At 51.6% G+C, this 22,411-nt stretch carries 21 protein-coding genes and 1 tRNA gene; 6 read left to right on the forward strand and 16 right to left on the reverse strand.

The genetic code is table 11. The features are described from left to right. Position 1: 1 nt before the first annotated feature. The 13 genes from OGX93_RS11995 to aspA all read right to left on the reverse strand — a co-directional run bounded on the left by OGX93_RS11995 (position 2) and on the right by aspA (position 14,104). Positions 2-2,626 carry a fimbrial biogenesis usher protein gene (locus OGX93_RS11995; protein ID WP_115609730.1) on the reverse strand — a complete coding sequence of 875 codons (2,625 nt, stop codon included), beginning with the start codon at positions 2,624-2,626 and terminating at the stop codon, positions 2-4. Positions 2,627-2,708: 82 nt separating this feature from the next. Then, positions 2,709-3,413, reverse strand: coding sequence for a fimbria/pilus periplasmic chaperone (locus OGX93_RS12000; protein ID WP_161799976.1), 705 nt, complete (start codon positions 3,411-3,413; stop codon positions 2,709-2,711). A 56-nt stretch (positions 3,414-3,469) separates the two neighbouring features. Continuing rightward, positions 3,470-4,009, reverse strand: coding sequence for a type 1 fimbrial minor subunit FimI (gene fimI / locus OGX93_RS12005; protein ID WP_286449926.1), 540 nt, complete (start codon positions 4,007-4,009; stop codon positions 3,470-3,472). Positions 4,010-4,081: 72 nt separating this feature from the next. Further along, the gene (fimA, locus tag OGX93_RS12010; RefSeq protein ID WP_012134480.1) at positions 4,082-4,630 is read right to left on the reverse strand and encodes a type 1 fimbrial major subunit FimA; all 549 of its coding nucleotides are present in this window, start codon (positions 4,628-4,630) and stop codon (positions 4,082-4,084) included. Between the two features lie 473 nt (positions 4,631-5,103). Continuing rightward, positions 5,104-5,742, reverse strand: coding sequence for a tyrosine-type DNA invertase (locus OGX93_RS12015; RefSeq protein ID WP_012134479.1), 639 nt, complete (start codon positions 5,740-5,742; stop codon positions 5,104-5,106). A 404-nt stretch (positions 5,743-6,146) separates the two neighbouring features. Then, a complete protein-coding gene (locus OGX93_RS12020; protein WP_012134478.1) occupies positions 6,147-6,749 on the reverse strand; it encodes a tyrosine-type DNA invertase in 603 nt (200 codons plus the stop codon). Positions 6,750-7,422: 673 nt separating this feature from the next. Then, entirely contained in the window at positions 7,423-7,797 is a 375-nt protein-coding gene (locus tag OGX93_RS12025; RefSeq protein WP_071257308.1) for a CDI toxin immunity protein, read from the reverse strand. Positions 7,798-8,294: 497 nt separating this feature from the next. Next, a tRNA-Phe gene (locus tag OGX93_RS12030) sits at positions 8,295-8,370 on the reverse strand. Between the two features lie 115 nt (positions 8,371-8,485). Further along, the gene (locus OGX93_RS12035) at positions 8,486-9,061 is read right to left on the reverse strand and encodes a transcriptional regulator (RefSeq protein ID WP_024130805.1); all 576 of its coding nucleotides are present in this window, start codon (positions 9,059-9,061) and stop codon (positions 8,486-8,488) included. 36 nt (positions 9,062-9,097) lie between these two features. Next, complete coding sequence (locus OGX93_RS12040) at positions 9,098-10,807, reverse strand: protein-disulfide reductase DsbD (RefSeq protein ID WP_104867868.1); 1,710 nt, start codon at positions 10,805-10,807, stop codon at positions 9,098-9,100. Continuing rightward, positions 10,783-11,130 carry a divalent cation tolerance protein CutA gene (gene cutA / locus OGX93_RS12045; protein WP_012134473.1) on the reverse strand — a complete coding sequence of 116 codons (348 nt, stop codon included), beginning with the start codon at positions 11,128-11,130 and terminating at the stop codon, positions 10,783-10,785. The genes OGX93_RS12040 and cutA overlap by 25 nt, the downstream gene beginning before the upstream one ends. Positions 11,131-11,251: 121 nt before the next feature. After that, positions 11,252-12,553: an anaerobic C4-dicarboxylate transporter gene (locus tag OGX93_RS12050; protein WP_286487806.1), complete on the reverse strand. Its 1,302-nt coding sequence runs from the start codon at positions 12,551-12,553 to the stop codon at positions 11,252-11,254. A gap of 114 nt (positions 12,554-12,667) precedes the next feature. Continuing rightward, entirely contained in the window at positions 12,668-14,104 is a 1,437-nt protein-coding gene (gene aspA / locus OGX93_RS12055; protein WP_024130804.1) for an aspartate ammonia-lyase, read from the reverse strand. A 338-nt stretch (positions 14,105-14,442) separates the two neighbouring features. Here aspA and OGX93_RS12060 point away from each other — a divergent pair, with 338 nt between their 5' ends. Continuing rightward, positions 14,443-14,919, forward strand: a complete 477-nt coding sequence (locus OGX93_RS12060) for an FxsA family protein (RefSeq protein WP_012134469.1) — start codon at positions 14,443-14,445, stop codon at positions 14,917-14,919. A gap of 84 nt (positions 14,920-15,003) precedes the next feature. Here OGX93_RS12060 and yjeH read toward each other — a convergent pair whose 3' ends face one another. Further along, entirely contained in the window at positions 15,004-16,254 is a 1,251-nt protein-coding gene (gene yjeH / locus OGX93_RS12065) for an L-methionine/branched-chain amino acid transporter (protein WP_115609729.1), read from the reverse strand. A gap of 275 nt (positions 16,255-16,529) precedes the next feature. On the opposite strand from yjeH, the gene OGX93_RS12070 reads away from it, so the two are divergent. The 3 genes from OGX93_RS12070 (at position 16,530) to OGX93_RS12080 (ending at position 19,126) form a co-directional block, all read left to right on the forward strand. After that, positions 16,530-16,823, forward strand: a complete 294-nt coding sequence (locus OGX93_RS12070; RefSeq protein ID WP_000027827.1) for a co-chaperone GroES — start codon at positions 16,530-16,532, stop codon at positions 16,821-16,823. 43 nt (positions 16,824-16,866) lie between these two features. Beyond that, positions 16,867-18,513 (forward strand): chaperonin GroEL, encoded by a 1,647-nt coding sequence (gene groL / locus OGX93_RS12075; RefSeq protein ID WP_012134466.1) that lies wholly within the window; start codon positions 16,867-16,869, stop codon positions 18,511-18,513. A gap of 259 nt (positions 18,514-18,772) precedes the next feature. Then, positions 18,773-19,126: a DUF4156 domain-containing protein gene (locus tag OGX93_RS12080; RefSeq protein WP_024130803.1), complete on the forward strand. Its 354-nt coding sequence runs from the start codon at positions 18,773-18,775 to the stop codon at positions 19,124-19,126. 179 nt (positions 19,127-19,305) lie between these two features. Here the strand turns inward: OGX93_RS12080 and OGX93_RS12085 are convergent, their stop codons facing one another. Together OGX93_RS12085 and epmB are read right to left on the reverse strand one after the other, a co-directional pair. Then, positions 19,306-20,169, reverse strand: a complete 864-nt coding sequence (locus OGX93_RS12085) for a YjeJ family protein (protein WP_286449925.1) — start codon at positions 20,167-20,169, stop codon at positions 19,306-19,308. Positions 20,170-20,352: 183 nt separating this feature from the next. Then, positions 20,353-21,381: an EF-P beta-lysylation protein EpmB gene (epmB, locus tag OGX93_RS12090; protein WP_047459494.1), complete on the reverse strand. Its 1,029-nt coding sequence runs from the start codon at positions 21,379-21,381 to the stop codon at positions 20,353-20,355. 41 nt (positions 21,382-21,422) lie between these two features. On the opposite strand from epmB, the gene efp reads away from it, so the two are divergent. Together efp and ecnA are read left to right on the forward strand one after the other, a co-directional pair. After that, positions 21,423-21,989, forward strand: a complete 567-nt coding sequence (efp, locus tag OGX93_RS12095; protein ID WP_012134461.1) for an elongation factor P — start codon at positions 21,423-21,425, stop codon at positions 21,987-21,989. Positions 21,990-22,178: 189 nt separating this feature from the next. Beyond that, positions 22,179-22,313, forward strand: coding sequence for a lipoprotein antitoxin entericidin A (ecnA, locus tag OGX93_RS12100; RefSeq protein ID WP_024130802.1), 135 nt, complete (start codon positions 22,179-22,181; stop codon positions 22,311-22,313). Positions 22,314-22,411 lie beyond the last annotated feature (98 nt).

The raw sequence follows: 22,411 nt of genomic DNA on the forward strand, positions 1-22,411 counted from the left end.
CTTAACGGCACTCTGCAAAGAGCTGGCTCAGCACATGTTTCTGGCTCTCTTCCGGCAGGCGATACCGGGCCATGCAGTTAGCCCCCGGGCCTTCGCCCCATTTCACCTGAACGCTTCCCGCCAGCGGCATGCCGCTCAGGTAGACCTGGCCGTTATCTGCCACGATGCTGCCGCTCTGGTTATCGCCGGAGGTGACCATAGCGCCGAATGGCACGGGTTTGCCGTTGTGCGTCAGCGTCATCAGGATTTTTACCCCGACGTGGGCTTTAAATTCGGCGCGGACGATGGCGCCGTGGGTCGGCACGACGCTGACCACCGCATCATCGAGATCGACGTTATCCGCCAGGGTGTTGGTATCCAGCGCGACGCGGTTTTCCCTGTACTCAGTGGCGTACGGCATGACGGCATAACCGCGCCAGTCGGTACGTACGCCGGTCTGGTTCTCGACTTTCACGTCTCCGGCGCCAGGCGCTTTAATCAGCACTACCGTGTCATTTAATGGCTGGCTTAAGGTGATGCCGTTGGCATGGGCAAGTACACCGCCGCTCATCCCGTAGTACAGCTGTTTAAATCCATCGCTGTGGCTGTAGCCCACGTTAGCGTTGCCGTAGCCGCCGCGATAGTTCATCGCCGCGTAGCCGGTTCCGCCATTGTTGCCTTCGCCACCGCTGGCATAACCGGTTTGCATGCTGTAGCTCAGGTTATTGTCTTCCAGCAGCGTGCCGTAAAGACCGGCCAGGTTAGTCATCCGGCCATCCAGGTCGTGCGACATGCTGTAGCTGGCGCTTGCGTGCCGCCAGACGGATTTGCTGTCGGAACGCAGCCAGTGGCTAAACGGAATATTGACGTTGAACGCTAACATCTGGTCGCGGCCCTGTTGCCAGGCGTTTTTGGTCAGGCTGTAGCTCAGCGTCCAGTTGATATCGTCAACGGCGGCATTTAACCCCAGCTGTAGCTGTTCGTCGGCCTTGTTGGTTGACCAGTAGGTTTGACGGCTGCCATTCACGTACAGTGTGGCAGTGCGTCCCAACTGCTGCGTTATGCTCATCTGAACCTTGCCCCGCTTGTTATAAGCAAGGTTGTAGTAGTCGGTGAATTTGGGCTTGACCTGAATCACGCCATCCTGGGTTTCAACGTCATAGCCACTCATCCTGCGGTAAGTGGTGTCGGCAAAGCTGTAATAGCCCTGGGTGGAATAACGGTATCCCACCAGTTGGACGTTGGTGCCGGTCTCATAGAGCGACTTGTTATAAAGGAAGCGTATCGATTGCCCCTGGTGAGAGCTGTCGTCAGGCAGGGTGGCGTTGGCCTGAGTTGCATCCAGCGAAACCGCGCCGAACTCGCCCATGTTCTTACCGACCCCTAAATTGAAGGCGCGATAGTTGTCGGCCAGTTGGGTGCCGCCATACAGCGTCCAGCCTGCCGGGAGCCCGTGCAGGAGGGTGCTCTGGAAGAACTTTGGTTTTTCCTGCTGGTCGTTGCCGCTGCGGTATTCACCAGCGGTCACTGCATAACGGGTGTGTCCTTCACGCTGTAACATTGGCACAGTAGACCACGGCACGCTGAAGACCTGGCTTGTGCCATCGGCCTCTTTGATGGTGACCTGGAGATCGCCGCCGTTGCCTGCGGCGTAGAGATCGTTAATTGTGAAGGGGCCCGGCGGCACCGTGCTCTGGTAGATTTCATAGCCGTTTTGTTTGATCGAGACCTGCGCCGTGCCGCGCGCAATGCCGTGGATGACCGGCGCAAAGCCTTTCTGGCTATCCGGCAGCATATTGTCGTCAGAGGCTAACTGGGCGCCACGGAAGTTAATCCCGTCGAAGATATCGCCGTTGGTGTAGCTGTCGCCAAGCGTCAGGCGGGCGCGCAGGGGGGTAATATCGCGCTCCAGCCAGCTGTTCACATGCTGCCACTTATTCTCATTACTGGACGCGCTACCGCCACTGCTGTAGCTCCAGATGGTGTTATCACGCAGACGCCAGGCGCCAAGGTTGAGGCCGCTTTGCAGGTTTAAATACGCGTAATTGCTGCTGTCGCTGGCATCGTTATGTACGTTGTTGCCGGTAAAGTTATAGTTCAGCAAACCGGCGTTAATCCCGTCATCCCAGAGTTCCGGTGGAATATAACCGCGCGCGCGATTGCCCATGAAAGCCTGCGGGACACTCAGGTACAGGCGCTGTTGGCTGACATCGAAGCGGGTGGTGGCATCTTTGACCATTTCCGTCAACGGTACGCAGGCGTCGGACGCCAGCGTATCCATACCGGTGATGGCCGACGTGCTTACCCCCATACCAGCGAGCTGGCTGCGGGTCAGGCACGGTTCCAGTCGATGACCGTTTGCGCCAGCGTTAAACGTGACGTCGCGGGTAGTTATAAAGCCATCGTTCAGATAGATATCCACGCGATAGGCGCCAGGCGGCACCTCTTGCCCGTTTTCAAACCCAGAGAGATCCGCAACGGCCGAGGGATCGTCGGCCAGGAAACGGGGGTTAAAATAGAGATCTGCCCGCGCGAAACCCGCGAGGCAAAGCGCCAATGGTATCTGCGCAAGGACAAAAATAGAGAATGCTTTGCGCCGGGCGCGTTGGGAACCCAAACGGTCCAGTCCGTATTTGAGATGTGACATAGTCCCTCCGGTCCGAAGTCGCCCGGCTGTCAGTTCTTAATTGTAATGTGCGGGGGAGTCCTGTTGGTGGACGGCCCCTGTGTTAACGCAGAACGCCCTTCATTTGCGGGGTCAGTGCGCCATAGTCATTAATCGTCCGGTAGGTAATGTTGCTACCGGCATCAGGTGGCAACTTGACCGAGGTTTTACCCATTGGCGGCACCAGCGCATTTTCCAGCACGCGCGTGCCGGCATTGAGTTCGGTCACCGTCAGGTAATACGGCGTCGGGTTGTTGAGCGTCAGCGATGAACCGTCACGGTTAAAGGTCAGTTTTTCCGCCGCCTGATCCGGTGGCAGAGCCAGTTTCGTTGGGCGGTAGTAGAGTTTGATGCGGCTGATAATCGCCAGTTGTAAGGTGTTATCGCTGAGCTTTGATTTATCCATCGAAGGAATGGCTTTTACGTTTACCCAGAACAGGCTTTCCCGGTCCTGCGGTAACTGGTTGTTAGTGGCATCAATAATGCGCAAGGTATTCTCTTTTTTACCTTGCATCGCAAACAGCGGAGGGGTGATGACAAAACGACCATCTTTGCCGCCATCGGCGTTTTCAACCCATGACTGAATCAGATAGGTACTGTTATTGTCGTTATTGGTCACCGCCAACTGAACCTGTTTTTGTCCAGCCGGATAGATAACCCGGGTTGCGCCCAGCGCCACGCCTGCTTCAGCGCTGGTGGAAAAACCGCTTGCGGCGAGCATCAAAAAGCCCGCCAGTAAGCCGCGTGTCATCTCCAGTGTTTTTTTCACATTTTCCCCTTTCGTACTCACCGTTGTTTCCTGTTTCCGGCATACCTGCTGGCTAATTACTGATAGGTCAGAGAGAACCAGATTTGAGCATTGGCGGCTCCCCCGGTGACCTGCTTCCCGGTCGCCCGATACTTCGCCACGAAATGAAGCGTGGTGGGGCCGCTATACAACTGCGTCCAGGCGCCCGGCGGGCTGTTGAGTGGAATCAATTGATTGTCTTTATCAAATAAAGCGATGCCTACGCCGGTTGCTATCCCCGGCCCTTCGCCAACTGAAAGCACCTCCGGGTTTTTGCCGTCGGCAACTCCGCGAAATGACACGCCTACGTGCTGACTCACGGCAGTGCTGCAATCCTGTAGATGAATATCGAATGGCACGGGGTTGGCATCTTCCCCTGACGAATGAAACCGATTACTGCTGATCTGCCCCATATTGACCGTCATCTGTTGATCTCCTGCTTCAACGCGGCAGGATTCGGCAATAATGACCCCCTGGAAACGCATGTTTCCCCCGGGCAACGTCACGTTCCAGTGATTGCCAGCCAGTGCCAGCGACGGAAACAGAAATATCAGCAGACCTGATCTCACTCCTTGCATCGTTATCACCCCTGTCCTGTTATGGATAACGGGCCATCCTGGCCCGGAATGCTTCCCTGTCAGACGTTTGAATTACTGGTATTGCACTTTGAAGGTTGCGTCTGCGTTCGCAGTACCGGCAGTTGCTGCGCCAGTTGCGTAGTAACGAGCCTGGAAAGGAATGATGTTAGTACCGTCATTCAGCGTGGTAGCGCTGCTGAAGGTCGCGCCATCCAGCCCCAGAGCGGTGCCAGTTTTGTCGAGGATCTGTACGCCGACGTTAGTCGCGCCGCCTGATGCGGAACTCTGTAGCGCCAGAACGGTAGGGTTGGCGCCATTAACAGCAGTACCTGTGAACGCAACGGAAGCTTGGGTCGCAACGGTCGTGTCGCAATCATCCAGTTGAATGTTGAAACCCACAGCGGAGCTGGTGTTGCCTTCAGCAGCGAGTTTGGCGGAACGAACCTGGCCTAACTGAACTGTCTGATCGATAGAACCGGCATCAACTGCACAAGCGGCGTTAACGATTTCCCCTTTAAAATGCACGGTGCCGCCGTTTACCGTGGTGGTGTCGGCCAGGGCTGCTGTGGAGCTCAGGGACAGTGCTGACAGAACAACGATTGCCAGTGTTTTGATTTTCATGCGGTTTTCCTTTAAACAATGTCGATATTACGAACCGAAACTGGCAGTCGTTGTACCTTCCTGGCATTTCAGGTTTAAGCCGAATAGTTCGACTGCCGATCTTGCGCAGTTTTTACCCAACTGATGAGTCAATTGGGACCATTTTGACTCGTCGCAATAAATTTCTTAATTTCGTTTTTTTATGCGTTGTTCTGGAATTTAATTCTTATTTTTTGGTTTTCTATAGATGAATATATCTGAGGTGATCGTGAGTTATATCAACAAGACAAGTGGAAAGCAGAACTCGACGTGCGGAGAAAAGGTGCGGAAAAAAGGTGAGGATGTATGAAACGTAAAAAAATGTGAGTAAAAAAACAATTTTAAATCAGTTGGATATTTTTTTTTCGCAAAAAAAATGGACTTACAGGTTGCAGAAAATTACAAAATTCCTCTACGATATAGACAGTTTGGTCCCAATTGACTTGTTCAATGTCTTATTTTTCCTTAGTTATCAATGAACTATATAGTTCATCATTTTTGATCTTCTGTTTTAGTAGCTTTTCCTCTAGCGGATTTACCCTTTCCCATAATCCTGCAAACCGGGCGGCATTACTGGCTGTATAACGTACGGTGTGGCGAATATTTCGGTGACCAAGGTAATCCTGGATTAGACGTGTATCTGTACCTCTTTCAGCAAGTTCATAACCACATGCATGTCGCAGCATATGCGGATGTGTGGTGGTGCTGGTTCCGGCCTTTTGGCCAGCAGAACGTATTATACGGTATGCCTGCTGGCGGGAAAGTTGTGAGCCTTTACGGGAAATAAACACCGCGTTTATTTTCTGCGCTCCTTTCCAGCTCGCACGAACCCGGCTCCAGCATTCAATGGCTTCACACTCGTCCGGCATGAGGGGATGAATAGTAGAAAAACCATTTTTCAGTCGGCGGATATTGATCCGACCTTCATAAAGATCAAAATCCCGGTAATGCAGGTTCAGTAGTTCACTTATACGCATTCCATGACGAAAGGCCAGCAGGATAAGACAATAATCTCGCTCTCCTGTCTGGCCATGACGTACGGCTTTCATCATGGCCTGAACTTCTCTGGCAGTAAGAAAACGGCGTCGGTTCATAATATTTCTCCTGGTATCAGAATGATAAAGAGTCAGCTCCAGTGATACGAATAACTGATAGCTAAAGCTAGGGATGTATTATTAATTGCACATATTGACCACTATCCCATTTTATTCTATGAAGCTCACAAAGCCCCATGTCAGTGGGCGACTTCATTCTAAAGATTTCATCAGACATCACAAGAAGACTATTCCGTATATTCTCAGAGGGGAAAAACGTATTCAGCGGGGGAATAACTATTCAGACCATGTCAGAGGTGTCAATTATACTGGCCAGAAAAAATAACACAGGATATAGTGTAGAAACATAAAATAGATAACCATACAGCTAATGCGACTATTACAGTGCCATCCATGGCACATAGCTTTATTCAGACTTATTTACTGTCTATATTTTTCTTTCCTTACAGTCTGCTACAGACATCTCTGTTTTTTGTTTTATTCCAGATGCCATAAAAACGCCCAGCGTTACTGGCAGTATACCAGACAGTATGACGAATATTGCGATGGCCAAGGTAATCCTGAATCAAGCGGGTATCTATCCCCATATTTGCCAGAGCAAATCCACAGGAATGGCGAAGCATATGCGGGTGGGCACAAATTGCAAGTTTTGCTTTCTTCCCGGCCCTGGCGATTATCTGATAAAATTGCTGTCTGGAAAGGGGATTGCCTTTACGTGATAAAAACAACCATTCAGTTTCTGAATGTTGGCTTGTAAGGCGAATTTTCAGCCAGGACTTTATCGAACGAATTTCCTCTTCCAGTAAGGGATGGGTAGTTGAGAATCCTTTTTTTAATCGGTAAATATGTATACATTTATCCTTAAGGTCAATATCTGAGATACGCAGACGACATATTTCGCTTGCCCTTAACCCATGAATAAAACACAGCAAAACCAGACAGCGATTACGCACTGCATAGGTTCCTGTACTAACAGCATTAAGAATTAAATTGATTTCATTTTGTGTCATAAACCTGCGTTTCTCTAGTCCATTATTATTTTTCATATCACCTGTTATCCTTTATTTTGCCGACATTCCGCTTATACCTGACTCTCTTCTAATGGATTAAAATCTGCCGAATAATAGCTTTTTCTTCAGGAAATAACCAGGTGTAGTTAAAAATAATGATATGTTCTTAAATTTATGTAGAGTCACAAATGAATAATTAGTCATATGCAGAACTAATTTGTTTTTTGATCTCGTAGATGAATTACATATCAGTAATGACGGGACTATCGCTGTAGTTATCATATGGTAATATGATTAATTTAACTTAAGGGTAATTGAATGGCGAAAAGATAAGGTGAATGAACCACATAAGATTCTACATAAATATATTATTCTTAATGGACTTATTTTTTTCGGCGTGTGCGGTGTATTGTTATTTCAAGAGGCTATTTCACTCTTTCACACAGTTCATTTTTACCGGGGTTGCAGGTTTTCTTCAGTTTGTATATGTTTTTCAATCTTTCTCGCTTTGATATCTACCATTAAGTCAGAACGGTTTGCTGCGGTGCGAAGCCTGTATACACTCTTCATATGTATTAGCTCAGACTTGATCTGGCTTTGTCACAATACAGAGTTTAATCTAATCTGACAGGCAGCTCTGTGCCAGGAGGAGACGTTGCTAACAACAGTCTGAGTTGATCAACGGGGAGCAGGTCAGTATTTCTGCTCATCACTTTCGCAGACCCAACCGTATAAAATTATGAGGGAATAAAGGCGTAATCATTATCTTATCGTTAAAAATAAATAGGTTAGGTGATATGGCGATGACATCGTAGATATTATCGACAATGAGTTGTAGATGGGTTCTGAACACGGGCACATCGGCATCATCCGCTATGACAAATACAGTTTCATTGCCTAAGCCGCTCCCATTAAACATATCATGAGTGAGTTCATAATCGCTGAAATCCATTTCTGACCATATGAGATTACCGCTATGCCATGGATATTGATGAAAAATATCCATTACCATACTCAAATCATCCCCTTCCACAACATCAAAATCTGCCTTGAGCAACTCCTTACATTCCTCAAACAATGTCATGTCCACTCCCTTTGTGGCTGTATATTTTTATCATAACCTCCCTGGAGGATTGTCTAAAGGAATTATGAACTTCCGCTCCTCGCTCAGAGCGGACACTCAGGTTTAATAATGCAATACGTTCAGCTCAAGTAGTATTACTACTGATAAATCATTTTATGGTGGGGGATTCTGGTAATGGTAAGAAGTGAAAGGGAAAGAAGTGTATGTTGCGGGTGGACGGACTTGTGAAGATCCCCATATGACTAGTGGAGGGCGTATGTTGTCAGATTCCCCCGTTTTCCTCGTGCTTTTGCATCATTATGAACAGTTAGAAATGAAAAGAACCGTAGCTGGAAGTAAGAGATAGGCTTGTCAGAGGGTATATATGTCTTTAAATGCAACGAACATCTAAGAAAATGGCGAGAAATCCAGCAAGCAAATAACGTCCTGCAATGACCAGAAATCTACCGGAACGCCAGAAAGCAAAAACCCAGCCATAGGCTGGGTTCTTTAAATAGTGGTGCCCGGACTCGGAATCGAACCAAGGACACGGGGATTTTCAATCCCCTGCTCTACCGACTGAGCTATCCGGGCAACGGGGCGCATTAAACCGTAAAGGGGCGCAGGCGTCAACGGCTTTCCATGAAAAAAATGACAAAAGACAGCTGACTGCCTGCTTTTCACGCAAAAAGCGCAAAATTGGCTCTAATTACGTCAACGCGCCGCCCTGACGGCAGCGGGCAAAGCGCAGTATATCCTCCGCCAGACGGTGAGCGGTATCCACATCAGCCTGGCTGCGATTGACCAGCATTCGGCTGAGGCAACCTTCCAGCACCAGTTCCATCTGTTTCGCCACCATCGCCGGGTCGTCAATTTCGAGCGTTGTCAGCAATTCGTGGGTGAAGTCATGCGCCGCCCGTTTTTGCTGATCGGCCAGTTGGTGAATAGGGTGGGCAGGATCGGGATAAAATGTACAGGCGGCAATAAACAGACAACCGGGGTAGCGGTTGTTGCTCACGCACTCCGAAAGCGCGTTATAGCGCGCCAGCAGTTTTTGTTCTGCGGTAAGGGTTTCATCAAGCAAAAGCTGGCGACGCCAGATGTCTACCTGTTGACTCAGATAACGCAGGGCGTCGTACAGAATAGCCTCTTTATCGGGCCAGAAGCGCTGTAACTCATCAAGCGGATAATCAATGCGTTCTGCCACCATCTCAAGCGTGGTGTTTGCTATCCCTTGAACCTCAAGTAATTTCAGTGCTTCTCCCAGGACATCTTCACGTTGCACGGTATTCTCCTCCGTCTTTCCCACAGAAAGTGTCGCTCACGGTTGGCGATCGCGCAAATGTGCGCTAAAGGTCGTCGCATCCATAAAGCCCGTCACTCGCGCATTCGGGTGCTCATGGCCTTGCACATCAAAAAACAGGATTGTCGGTAAACCCAGTACATTCAGGTGTCTGAGTAAGGCGACATCCTGCGCATTGTTGGCGGTGACATTAGCCTGTAGCAGCACGGTGTCGCCCAGCGTCTGCTGAACCTGCGGATCGCTGAAGGTGTACTTCTCAAACTCTTTACAGGCGACGCACCAGTCGGCGTAGAGATCCAGCATTACCGGCTTTCCTTTTGCTTCTGCCAGCGCCTGATTTAACGCATCGACTGTCGTAATCGGCTTGAAGTTCAGGTGCGCCTGCGTCTGGGCGGTTGTTGCGCCAAACGCCCAGTCCTGTAACGGGCGTACGCTGACCAGCGCCGCCGCCAGCAGGATGATTTGCACAATGCGCATCCCGCCGCGTCTGGCGTGCAGGCTGGTAATAAACGCCCAGCCGAAGAAGGCGACGCCCAGCAGCGACCACAGACGCAGCCCCCACTCGTCGCCGATTACCCGCTCCAGCAAAAAGACCGGTAGCGCGAGGATCACAAAGCCAAAAGCGGTTTTGACGTGCTCCATCCACGGGCCGCTTTTCGGTAGCAGACGGTTGCCAAACACGGTGACCAGAATCAGCGGCAGCCCCATGCCCAGCGCGTAGAGATACAGCGTTCCACCGCCAAGCCACATGTTCCCGCTCTGGGCGATGTACAGCAAAATGGCGCTCAGCGGCGCGGTGGTGCATGGCGAGCAGATAAGCCCGGCAATCGCGCCCATGACAAATACGCCGCCAGGAGAGCCGCCCTGCTGCCGGTTACTCATCAACGTGAGGCGCGTTTGCAATGAAGAAGGCAGTTGTAGCGTGAACAGTCCGAACATTGACAGCGCCAGCAGCGTGAAGACCAGCGCAAGGCCGATTAGCACATAAGGGTGCTGAAGCGCCGCCTGGAACTGTAGCCCGGCAGCGGCCACAACCAGCCCCAGCGCGGTGTAGGTGAGCGCCATACCCTGTACGTAGATAAAGGTCAGCAGCAGCGCGCGTCCGGTTGAGAGGCGTTGTTTACCGCCGAGTACAATGCCGGAAATCAGCGGATACATCGGCAGGACGCAGGGCGTGAAGGCGATCCCGATGCCAATCAGCAATGCCCACAGCGCGGAGAAAGGCAGCCGGGCGGCAGGTTGCGGCGTCTCTTCCGTTTGCGCCGCGACCGGCGACGGCGTGGATTTAGCCACCGTGCTGGCGCTCACTTCGCTTAACGGCACGGTTTTGGTTTCCGGTGGATAGCAGAAGCCTGCGTCAGCACAGCCCTGATACGTCACGGTTAACGTCGCGCCGGATGCGGCCTGGTTAACGATGAGCGGAATGTTTAAGCGCTTGCGGTAGATTTCGCTTTTGCCATAAAACTCATCTTCATGCCAGACGCCCGCAGGGAGCCGGACTTCGGCAATTTCGGCCTGAGATGGGGTGATGCTTATCTGTTTGCGGTAAAGATAGTAGCCGTCTTTCACCTGCCAGGAGAGGTTCAGGTCATGTTGATTCTGCTGAAAATCAAAGGAAAAAGCCTGATCGGCAGGGACAAACTGCGAGCGGCCTGGTGCGTCAAATAATCCGGCGAAGGCGGATGTGCTACACAGCAGCAGGATCAGCGTAAGGATGCGTTGAGCCATGAGAGGTAATCAGTGTCTCCGTGAGTGACGGGTAAAACCAGAAGTTCAGGCGTTTGATACGGGTGGTGAGACTTCAGGCATTCAAGAAGCGCTTGCTGGTGCGAAACAGTGGTTTTTAAAATCATCTGCACTTCGTATTCCTGCTCCAGTTTGCCCTCCCAGTAATACAAGGATGTCGCGCCCGGCAGTAACGTGGCGCAGGCGGCTAGTTTTTCCGCCAGCACCTTAGCGGCCAGATCCTGGGCTGTTGCTTCATCCGGCGCGGTACAGAGCACCACGACGGCCTCGGGGATGGAGATATCCTGACTATTATCATCAAGCATAAACACCTCGAAAGAACAGAAAGAGCAGCAAGAGTGTGGTCACTATACAACGGAAGGCGGCGGGATGTTAGTCAAAGCGGAGGTAAGAAAGCGGGGCGCGTATACGCCCCGCGAGGAGAACTTACAGCATGACGCTGCCCAGCAGGAAGCCGAAGCAAACGGCAAGGGCAACACCCAGCGTACCTGGGATAAAGAACGGGTGGTTAAAGACGAATTTACCGATACGGGTTGTACCGGTGTCATCCATCTGAACCGCAGCAACCAGCGTTGGGTAGGTCGGCAGAATGAACAGGCCGGAAACCGCAGCGAAAGACGCGACAGCGGTCAGCGGAGAGACGTTCAGCGCCAGCGCCATTGGCATCAATGCTTTCGCAGTGGCTGCCTGAGAGTACAGCAGAGCGGAAGCAAAGAAGAAGATGACGGCCAGCAGCCACGGATGGCCCTGAATCACGCTACCCGCAGTGTCTTTGATCCAGTCGATGTTGTGAGAAACGAAAGTATCGCCCAACCATGCTACGCCCAGAATACAGATACAGGCGCTCATACCCGCTTTAAAGGTACTGGAGTTCAGGATGGAGTCCGTTTCGACACGGCAGACGATGGTCGTCAGCGTCGCGACGCTCAGCATGATGATCAGAATCGCGTTGGTGGTGTTCATCAGCGGTGTTGCGACCAGGCCGAGGCTTGGACTGTTGACGATGGCATAAACCACGACGCAGACAACGCCCAGCAGGAACAGCCAGACCGAGGTTTTTGCCATCGGTTTGATTTCAATTTGCTTTTCGCCGCGCAGCTCGATCAGCCCTTCTTCCAGACGTTTGCGGTAAACCGGGTCGTCAGAAAGTTTAGAGTTAAACAGCATTGTGACCAGGAAGGACATCACCAGTACCGCCAGCAGAGTGGACGGAATCACCACGGACAACAGGTGAATATAGCTGATGCCATGACCTTCCATGACGGAAGACATGTACACAACCGCCGCAGAGATAGGCGATGCGGTGATCGCAATCTGTGCGGAAACCACCGCCGTGGAGAGCGGGCGACAAGGTTTGATGCCTGGCTCCTTCGCCACTTCAGCGATAACCGGCAGGGTTGCCAGAGAGATGTTGCCAGTACCGGCAAAGATAGTCAGGAAATAAGTGACGATCGGTGCGAGGATCGTGATGTATTTCGGGTTTTTGCGCAGCAGTTTTTCCGTCTGGTTAACCAGATAGTCCAGACCGCCCGCAACCTGCATTGCGGAGATGGCAGCGATAACCGCCATGATGATGGAAATAACATCGAACGGGATATTCCCTGGTTTAACGCCGATGGCTGCAAGAACCAGAACGCCAAGCCCACCTGCAAATCCAATACCGATGCCCCCAAGTCTGGCACCCAAAAAGATTGCCAGCAAAACGATGATAAGTTCTAAAACTATCATATTAGCCTTCCTTGTTGTTTAACAAGTTGATATTAAATTGTTGTTATTTGGTAACTTATGACAAGAAAAAAGGCACGTCATCTGACGTGCCTCCTGTGTTACTACCCTGTACGATTACTGTTCGCTTTCATCAGTATAACGTTTTGCTTTGTAAGCCGGGTGCATCAGGTTCTGTGCGGAGAAAATATCGTCCAGCTCTGCTTCAGTCAACAGGCCGCGCTCCAGCACCACTTCACGGACGCTCTTACCGGTCTCGGCGCAAATCTTACCAACGATGTCGCCGTTGTGGTGGCCGATGAACGGGTTGAGGTAGGTGACGATGCCGATGGAGTTATAAACGTATCCTTCGCACACTTCTTTGTTTGCGGTAATGCCGTTAATGCATTTTTCCAGCAGGTTGTAGCAGGCATTGCTCAGAATGTGGATAGATTCGAACATCGCCTGGCCGATAACCGGCTCCATTACGTTCAGCTGCAACTGGCCTGCTTCGGCTGCCATCGTTACGGTGGTGTCGTTACCGATGACTTTGAAGCATACCTGGTTAACAACTTCTGGTACTACCGGGTTTACTTTCGCTGGCATGATAGAAGAGCCCGCCTGTAGTTCCGGCAGGTTGATCTCGTTCAGACCCGCGCGTGGGCCTGAGGAGAGCAAACGCAGGTCGTTACAGATTTTAGACATCTTCACAGCCAGACGTTTCAGCGCGCTGTGTACCATGACATAAGCGCCGCAGTCGGACGTTGCTTCAATCAGGTCTTCTGCCGGTACGCAGGCAAAGCCAGTGACTTCAGCCAGTTTCTGCACCGCCAGCGGAGAGTATTCTTTCGGGGTGTTCAGGCCAGTACCGATTGCCGTCGCGCCGAGGTTAACTTCCAGCAGCAGCTCAGCAGTACGTTCAATGCTTTTCACTTCTTCTTTCAGCAGTACGCTGAAAGCGCGGAATTCCTGGCCGAGGGTCATCGGTACAGCATCCTGCAACTGGGTACGACCCATTTTCAGGATGTCCTGGAACTCAACGGCTTTACGCTCGAAGCCTTCACGCAACTGATTGATTGCATCAATGAGTTTGACGATAGACGCGTAAACGGCAACACGGAAACCGGTCGGATAGGCGTCGTTGGTGGACTGACATTTATTCACATGGTCGTTCGGGTTCAGGTACTGATATTCACCTTTCTGATGACCCATCAGTTCCAGCCCGATATTGGCCAGCACTTCGTTGGTGTTCATGTTGACGGAAGTACCTGCACCGCCCTGGTAAACGTCTACCGGGAACTGGTCCATGCATTTGCCGTTATTCAGGACTTCATCACATGCGGCAATGATGGCGTTGGCCACACTTTTAGGGATGGTTTGCAGCTCTTTGTTGGCCAGGGCCGCTGCCTTTTTCACCATTACCATACCGCGTACAAATTCAGGGATATCGCTGATTTTGTTATTGCTAATGTAGAAGTTTTCAATCGCTCTCAGAGTGTGAACACCATAGTAGGCATCCGCTGGAACTTCCCTGGTACCCAACAAATCTTCTTCGATACGAATGTTGTTTAACATGTGAACCTTCTTTTTCAAGCTGCCAATAATTACATAAACACACAGGATATATGTGGTTTCGAATGTTTCCTGACCGACGATTATCCCCTGCATCGGTCTGATACTCGAGATCATATTCTGCTTCAGGATTTCTACCGTAACCTGGATCACTTAAAGTGTGGGAAGTTACCCCTTATTTATTATTTTGTGAAATAGGTCACCGCTTTGGGATTACCACTAAAAATAAGTGTACAAACAGCTTGAAATTTTGCTAACCGTCTCAACATCTGACGCATGCGAATCGCGCACCCATATCAGACAGACGTGATGAAAACGGCTGTCATTTACAGGAGAGTCCTTTGCGCTGGATACCGTTTATTGCCATCTTTCTCTATGTTTACATTGAGATTTCTATTTTTATCCAGGTCGCCCATGTGCTGGGTGTCCTGATGACGCTGATCCTGGTGATTTTCACCTCGGTCATTGGTATGTCGCTGGTGCGAAACCAGGGTTTCAAGAACTTTTTGTTGATGCAGCAGAAAATGGCGGCTGGCGAAAGTCCGGCGGCGGAGATGATCAAGAGCGTGTCGCTGATCATCGCGGGCCTGCTGCTGGTGCTGCCCGGCTTCTTCACCGACTTCCTGGGGCTGCTTCTTTTATTGCCGCCCGTGCAGAAACACCTGACCATGAAGTTGCTGCCGCATTTGCGTTTTTCCCGTATGCCCGGCGGTGGTTTTAGCGCCGGAACGGGCGGCGGCGAGACGTTTGACGGTGAGTTTCAGCGTAAAGATGACGAGCGTGACCGTTTAGATCATAAAGACGACCGCAAGGATTAAATCAAACGTTGAACCGTAGGCCGGATAAACCGTCTCAGCGGCGCCATCCGGCATAAATGCCCGGTGGCGCTATGCTTACCGGGTCTACGAATGCTGACGCTTAGCCAACCTGCGGGGTAAAAACAGCCACAGCGCCGTCAGCATAATCAGCGCGTACAGACACTTCCATCCCACCATTGCCAGCAATAACAGACACAGCAGAGCGCCAGTCACCGCCAGCGCGCGATAGCGTCCTGCCAGCAACCGACACCCGGCCAGCATGCACAGCAAGTAGATCATAATGAAAATGCCGTTGGCATAGACGATCAGCGCGTCGAGATTGATCTCAAGGATGTAAATGCACAATGTGCTGAGTACGCAACAGCCCAGTACGGCGTTCAGCGCATTGCGGGGAACGCGGCGGGCAGAAAGGCGCGCCAGGTAATGGTCTGGCCTGTCCTGCGCCTGTGACCAGACAAGGCGGGCGAAACTCTGGATATAGATATTCAGGCTGGCGAAGCAGGCCAGATAACCAATAATGCAGGCGACCCACAGCGCCTGTACGCCAAACAATCGCACGACGATGTCAGGGAGCGACGCTGCCGCCGCCATTTGCGCGCCGTAGGCGTCAAAATGCAGAACCGCCACCGTACACGCCCAATAAACGGAGCCGGCCAGCAGCAGGCCGATCATCAGCGCGCGCGGGAAATCGCGTTCAGGGTTTTTAAATTCCGATGCCAGATGGGCGAACGCTTCAAGGCCGACAAAGCACCAGAACATAACCGACAGCGCGGCGAACAGGGCGGGCAGCTCAATATCCGCAGGGGCAGGGAATGGAATTTGGTTCGGCTTGAGATCGCCCGCCCACCAGATGGCGACAATCAGCGCCACAATCAGCCCGGCAATGATCGTTTGCAGGTTGGCGCTGGAACTGGCGCCGCGAGAGCCAATGAACCACACCAGCGCCAGCGTGCCGAATTCCGCCAGTAAAAGCTGCCAGCCGTGCCAGCCAAACATCGCCTGACCGAATCCGGCGGCGATATGCAGCGCCGCCGGCAGGCCGACGGGGATGACCGACAGGAACAGCCATCCGGTGACGCGCGCCATTCGCGAACCAAACGCCATCCCGACAAAATGCGCCACGCCGCCCGCACTGGGGAAATGACGCCCCAGGATGGCAAAAACAATCGCCACAGGAAAGACTAAAACGATGAGCGCAGGCCAGGCCCACAGGCTGTTATTGCCCGCCACCAGCGCGGCCAGCGCCGGGACGGCAAAGACACCGGTTCCTAACAGTGATGTCGACAACAGGCCCACGCCCTGAGCCAGTCCCAGCTCTTGTTTTAGTCCACTCATGAGTCACTATCCGGTTACGCCCAATTTTTGGGCAACTGCGCAGATTTTCGATGGTAACACAATCGGATTTACTTATGACGGGCCGCCTTAAATCGTTATGAAATGTGAGGTGACCTACCGTTTTCGCGCGATTTTCTGCTGATAAGAATTTTTTTTCATCTGCCCCCTTGAAGGGGCAAAAACCCATCCCCATCTCTCTGGTCACTAGCCGGGAAACCGTTCACGGGCCGGCGTCACCCATAACTGATAAAGACTTTCTCAAAGGAGAGCTATCAATGAGTATTCGTCCGTTACATGATCGTGTGATCGTCAAACGTAAAGAAGTTGAATCCAAATCTGCTGGCGGCATTGTTCTGACCGGTTCCGCAGCGGGTAAATCAACGCGTGGCGAAATCATCGCTGTCGGTAAGGGTCGCATCCTGGATAACGGTACTGTGCAGCCGCTGGACGTTAAGGTTGGCGACATCGTTATTTTCAACGATGGCTATGGTGTGAAATCTGAGAAGATCGACAATGAAGAAGTGTTGATCATGTCTGAAAGCGACATTCTGGCAATTGTTGAAGCGTAATCCGCGAACGACACTGAACATACGAATTTAAGGGAAAGAGAAAATGGCAGCTAAAGACGTAAAATTCGGTAACGACGCTCGTGTGAAAATGCTGCGCGGCGTAAACGTACTGGCAGACGCAGTGAAAGTGACCCTCGGTCCGAAAGGCCGTAACGTGGTTCTGGATAAATCTTTCGGTGCGCCGACCATCACTAAAGATGGTGTTTCCGTAGCGCGTGAAATCGAGCTGGAAGACAAGTTCGAAAACATGGGCGCGCAGATGGTGAAAGAAGTTGCCTCTAAAGCGAACGACGCGGCAGGCGACGGCACCACCACCGCGACCGTACTGGCTCAGTCCATCATCACTGAAGGTCTGAAAGCCGTTGCTGCGGGCATGAACCCGATGGATCTGAAACGTGGTATCGACAAAGCGGTTGCTGCTGCGGTTGAAGAACTGAAAACCCTGTCCGTACCGTGCTCTGATTCTAAAGCCATTGCTCAGGTTGGTACTATCTCCGCTAACTCCGACGAAACCGTAGGTAAACTGATCGCTGAAGCGATGGACAAAGTCGGTAAAGAAGGCGTGATCACCGTTGAAGACGGTACTGGTTTGCAGGATGAGCTGGACGTGGTTGAAGGTATGCAGTTCGACCGTGGCTACCTGTCTCCTTACTTCATCAACAAGCCGGAAACTGGCGCAGTAGAACTGGAAAGCCCGTTCATCCTGCTGGCTGATAAGAAAATCTCTAACATCCGCGAAATGCTGCCGGTTCTGGAAGCCGTTGCGAAAGCAGGCAAACCGCTGCTGATCATCGCTGAAGATGTGGAAGGCGAAGCGCTGGCTACGCTGGTGGTTAACACCATGCGCGGCATCGTGAAAGTGGCGGCGGTTAAAGCGCCGGGCTTCGGTGACCGTCGTAAAGCAATGCTGCAAGATATCGCAACCCTGACCGGTGGTACCGTTATCTCTGAAGAGATCGGTATGGAGCTGGAAAAATCTACCCTGGAAGACCTGGGTCAGGCAAAACGCGTTGTGATCAACAAAGACACCACCACCATCATTGATGGCGTGGGTGAAGAGTCTGCGATCCAGGGCCGTGTCACTCAGATCCGTCAGCAGATCGAAGAAGCCACTTCCGATTACGACCGTGAAAAACTGCAAGAGCGCGTAGCGAAACTGGCAGGCGGTGTTGCGGTTATCAAAGTTGGCGCTGCGACCGAAGTTGAAATGAAAGAGAAAAAAGCACGCGTTGAAGATGCCCTGCACGCGACCCGTGCTGCGGTTGAAGAAGGCGTGGTTGCCGGTGGTGGCGTTGCGCTGATTCGCGTCGCGTCTAAAATTGCGGAACTCAAAGGCCAGAACGAAGACCAGAACGTGGGTATCAAAGTTGCGCTGCGCGCAATGGAATCCCCGCTGCGTCAGATCGTGCTGAACTGCGGCGAAGAACCGTCTGTTGTGGCTAACACCGTTAAAAGCGGCGACGGCAACTACGGTTACAACGCAGCAACCGAAGAATACGGCAACATGATCGATATGGGTATCCTGGACCCGACCAAAGTAACCCGTTCTGCTTTGCAGTACGCGGCATCTGTGGCTGGTCTGATGATCACTACCGAGTGCATGGTAACTGACCTGCCGAAAGGCGATGCTCCTGACTTAGGCGCAGCCGGCGGCATGGGCGGTATGGGTGGAATGGGCGGCATGATGTAATTGCCCACACCCTGCATCCTTCAGGCCGCAGGTGCGTTGGTTGCGTTTGCTAACCCCAGTCACTTACTTGAGTAAGCTTCTGGGGATTAACAAACTGGCCGCCTCCCTGCAACCAGAATGATTTGGGTGCTCATCTCCCAGAATTTAGAAACCCCCGGGCAGAAATGTTCGGGGGTTTTTCTTTTGGTCATCTTTTTAGTATAAGATTCAGACATGGACGACGTGAGTGGCGTCCAGCTCATTGATTATGGGGAATAACATGCACGTAAAATATTTAGCAGGGATCGTCGGTGCTGCGCTGCTGATGGCGGGTTGTAGCTCCAGCAACCAACTGACCGCTGCCGGGCAAAGTGTGCGTTTTGTGGAAGACAAGCCTGGCGCAGAGTGCCAGTTGATCGGCACTGCGACCGGTAAGCAAAGCAACTGGCTTTCTGGTCAGCACGGTGAAGAGGGCGGCTCCATGCGTGGTGCAGCGAACGACCTGCGTAACCAGGCTGCGGCAATGGGCGGAAATGTGATTTATGGCGTCAGCAGCCCAACGCAGGGAATGTTGTCCAGCTTTGTCCCGACCGCCAGTGAAATGAACGGTCAGGTTTATAAGTGCCCTAACTGATTACACTTCATTCTTCAACCTGCCTCTTTGTTGGCTGCGCTGTGAAACCCCAGTCACATAGTTATCTGTGCTGCTGGGGATTTCTTTGCTTGCCGCTGCGATGCAGGTTGAATGATTTTGTGTAATACAGTGGGTCTATACAGGCGCATGTGGTCTTAGGCCGGATAAGCGCAGCGCCATCAGGCGTTTTTCGCTTTCTCAACCGACTGAACGCGTAAATGATGCAACGCGCGCAGGCACTGCTCCTGAGTGAGTTTGTGCGTCTTATCAGCGGTTAGCGTTCTGACAAACACCTGGCACGGTTTCCCGGCCAGCTTCTTCAGCCGTGGGCTGAAATCAAGCAGTCGGCGTGAAATGGCCTCTGCCTCTTTGCTGCCAGAAGGGGTGCGGTTTTTCACCACGGCGCCGCTAAAATGTGTTTTACCTGTCTCATCGGTATAACGATAGAGCACCGCCAGATAATGGCTGAAGAGATTGTGCTTCCATTCAGGTTGCGCGTAGGCGTCATATTCCAGATTACCGTTATCCAGACAGTCAGCATCATATAATGGCAGAAAATCCAGTAGTGATGTAATACGCAGCACCAGCTCACGCATACCGGCATTATCTATAGCGCGAATAATTGCGCGCACCAGAACGTCAATCTGTAATTCATTAATCATCAGCTCGCATGTTTTACCGTCATGCAGCGTAAAAGAAAGCATGACGTTTTCGCTCTGGTCGTCTACCAGCGTTAATGTATTCACTCGGCGATTAATATCTGCGTTTTTGAGTTCCTCTTCCTGAATGACCGGAATACTCTCAAGCATTTTTTTACTGACTCTATCCCGTGCTTTTTCATATTGTTGGCGAGCATTGGGGGACAGGTGATGCTTCTGGTGCAGCCTGCTTTCCAGAACGATCAGCAGATCTCTTAATTCCAGCGCCGTCAGAAAAAACAACGACTCTTTATTCCTCGGTTCTTTTATTTTTAATGCCAGCGCAATAAACTCATTCGCTTTGCGAATAACGCCCGTATTAACGCCTTTGATACTCATCGCCATAAAGGTTCTCCCTAACCAATTATTAATCAGGTAACTTAATTTGAATCAATATATAATTTTGAAATATATTCAGTGTGTTATGTTATTAAAATAACATAATATGGAAAGCGTCGCGCTATATGAACGGATTCAAATAAGCGATTTTAAGGGCGAGTGTCCGAAACCGGACACTCGTTTGAACAATTATTGCTGGCGTAACTGCAAATCTAATGGTGTTTTGCTCGGCTCCCCGCCAATTTCACGCGCCAGCCTGGGCACCATATAACCGGATACCCGCGTCAGCAGTTCACGCATAATTCGCCGTGCTTCATCGTCGCTCACCATGAAATGCGCCGCGCCCTGAACTTTATCCAGCACATGCAGGTAGTAGGGCATGACGCCGGCGTCAAACAGCGCATTGCTGAGGTTTGCCAGCGTTTGCGCGTTATCGTTCACCCCGCGTAGCAGTACGCTCTGGTTGAGCAGGGTAACGCCCGCGTTGCGCAGCGTCGTCATGGCCTGACGGAACGTGTCGTCAATTTCGTTAGCGTGGTTGATGTGGTTCACCAGCAGAATTTGCAGAGAAGAGCGCGCAAAGCGGGCTGCCAGCCCATCCGTAATGCGCGCGGGGATCACGATCGGCAAACGACTGTGGATACGCAGCCGTTTGATGTGCGGGATCGTTTCCAGTTGCGTAAGCAACCAGTCCAGTTCGTGATCTTTCGCCATCAAAGGATCGCCGCCGGAGAAGATGATCTCATCCAGTTCAGGGTGTGCGGCGATGTAGTCCAGCGCGACCTGCCAGTTGCGTTTGTTGCCCTGATTATCCGCATACGGGAAGTGGCGACGGAAGCAGTAGCGGCAATTTACCGCGCATCCGCCTTTTACCAGCAGCAACGCACGGTTGCGGTATTTGTGCAGTAATCCGGGCACGACGCTGTGCTGTTCTTCCAGCGGGTCGGTGGAAAAACCGGGGGCGGTTACGAATTCGTCCTGCGAGGTAAGTACCTGACGCAGAAGCGGATCGTTGGGATTGCCTTTCTCCATACGCGCGATGAAAGATCGCGGTACGCGCAGGGCGAACAGGCGTTTGGCGTCGCGTCCGGCCAACAGTTTTTCATCTGCGTCTATATTCAAAAGATGCAGTAGTTCATCGGGATTGGTCACAACATCGGCAAGTTGCGCTAACCAATCTTCTCTGGATGGGGTATTTAGGGTTACAATATGCGCCATTTTGTGGCTTAGCTACCAGTTAACAATTTTCAGAGGGCCTTATGGCAACGTACTATAGCAACGATTTTCGTGCTGGTCTTAAAATCATGTTGGACGGCGAACCTTATGCGGTTGAAGCCAGTGAATTCGTTAAACCGGGTAAAGGCCAGGCATTCGCACGCGTTAAACTGCGCCGCCTGCTGACCGGCACTCGTGTAGAGAAAACCTTCAAATCCACCGACTCTGCTGAAGGTGCTGATGTTGTCGATATGAACCTGACTTACCTGTACAACGACGGTGAGTTCTGGCACTTCATGAACAACGAAACGTTCGAACAACTGTCTGCTGACGCCAAAGCGATCGGCGACAGCGCGAAATGGCTGCTGGATCAGGCTGAGTGCATCGTGACCCTGTGGAACGGCCAGCCGATCACCGTGACCCCGCCGAACTTTGTTGAGCTGGAAATCGTAGATACCGATCCCGGCCTGAAAGGCGATACCGCAGGTACTGGCGGCAAACCGGCTACGCTGTCTACTGGCGCAGTGGTTAAAGTTCCGCTGTTCGTCCAGATTGGCGAAGTGATCAAAGTGGATACGCGCTCTGGCGAATACGTATCCCGCGTTAAATAAGACGCTGATATTAAGATTGATGACAACGTCTGAAATGCCCGATGGCGCAAGTTTATCGGGCCTACGGCGACTGCGTGACGCATGGGTATTACCGCCATCCGGTAAAACAGACGTGGAGTTTGTCAGCAATTTGCTAAGTTGAATTTATGGTGCGGCATTGAGCTGCGCCATACCTTTTCCAGGGCAGGAATGATGAAACGTCTTATCAGTCTTGTAGCACTCATCCTTTTCACCGGCGCGTTGCTGACGGGTTGTAATACCGCGCGTGGCTTTGGTGAAGACATCAAACATCTCGGCAATTCTATCTCTCACGCTGCCAGCTAATTATTTCCAGGTGTCTTAAAAAATCGTCGAACGCCCGTCACATTGCGGGATCTTGTCTATGCTTAAGTGGCTATACACAAACAACATTGGCTAGAAAA

It is taken from the genome of Citrobacter sp. CK195 (genome assembly GCF_030333365.1).
Lineage (GTDB): Bacteria > Pseudomonadota > Gammaproteobacteria > Enterobacterales > Enterobacteriaceae > Citrobacter_B > Citrobacter_B koseri.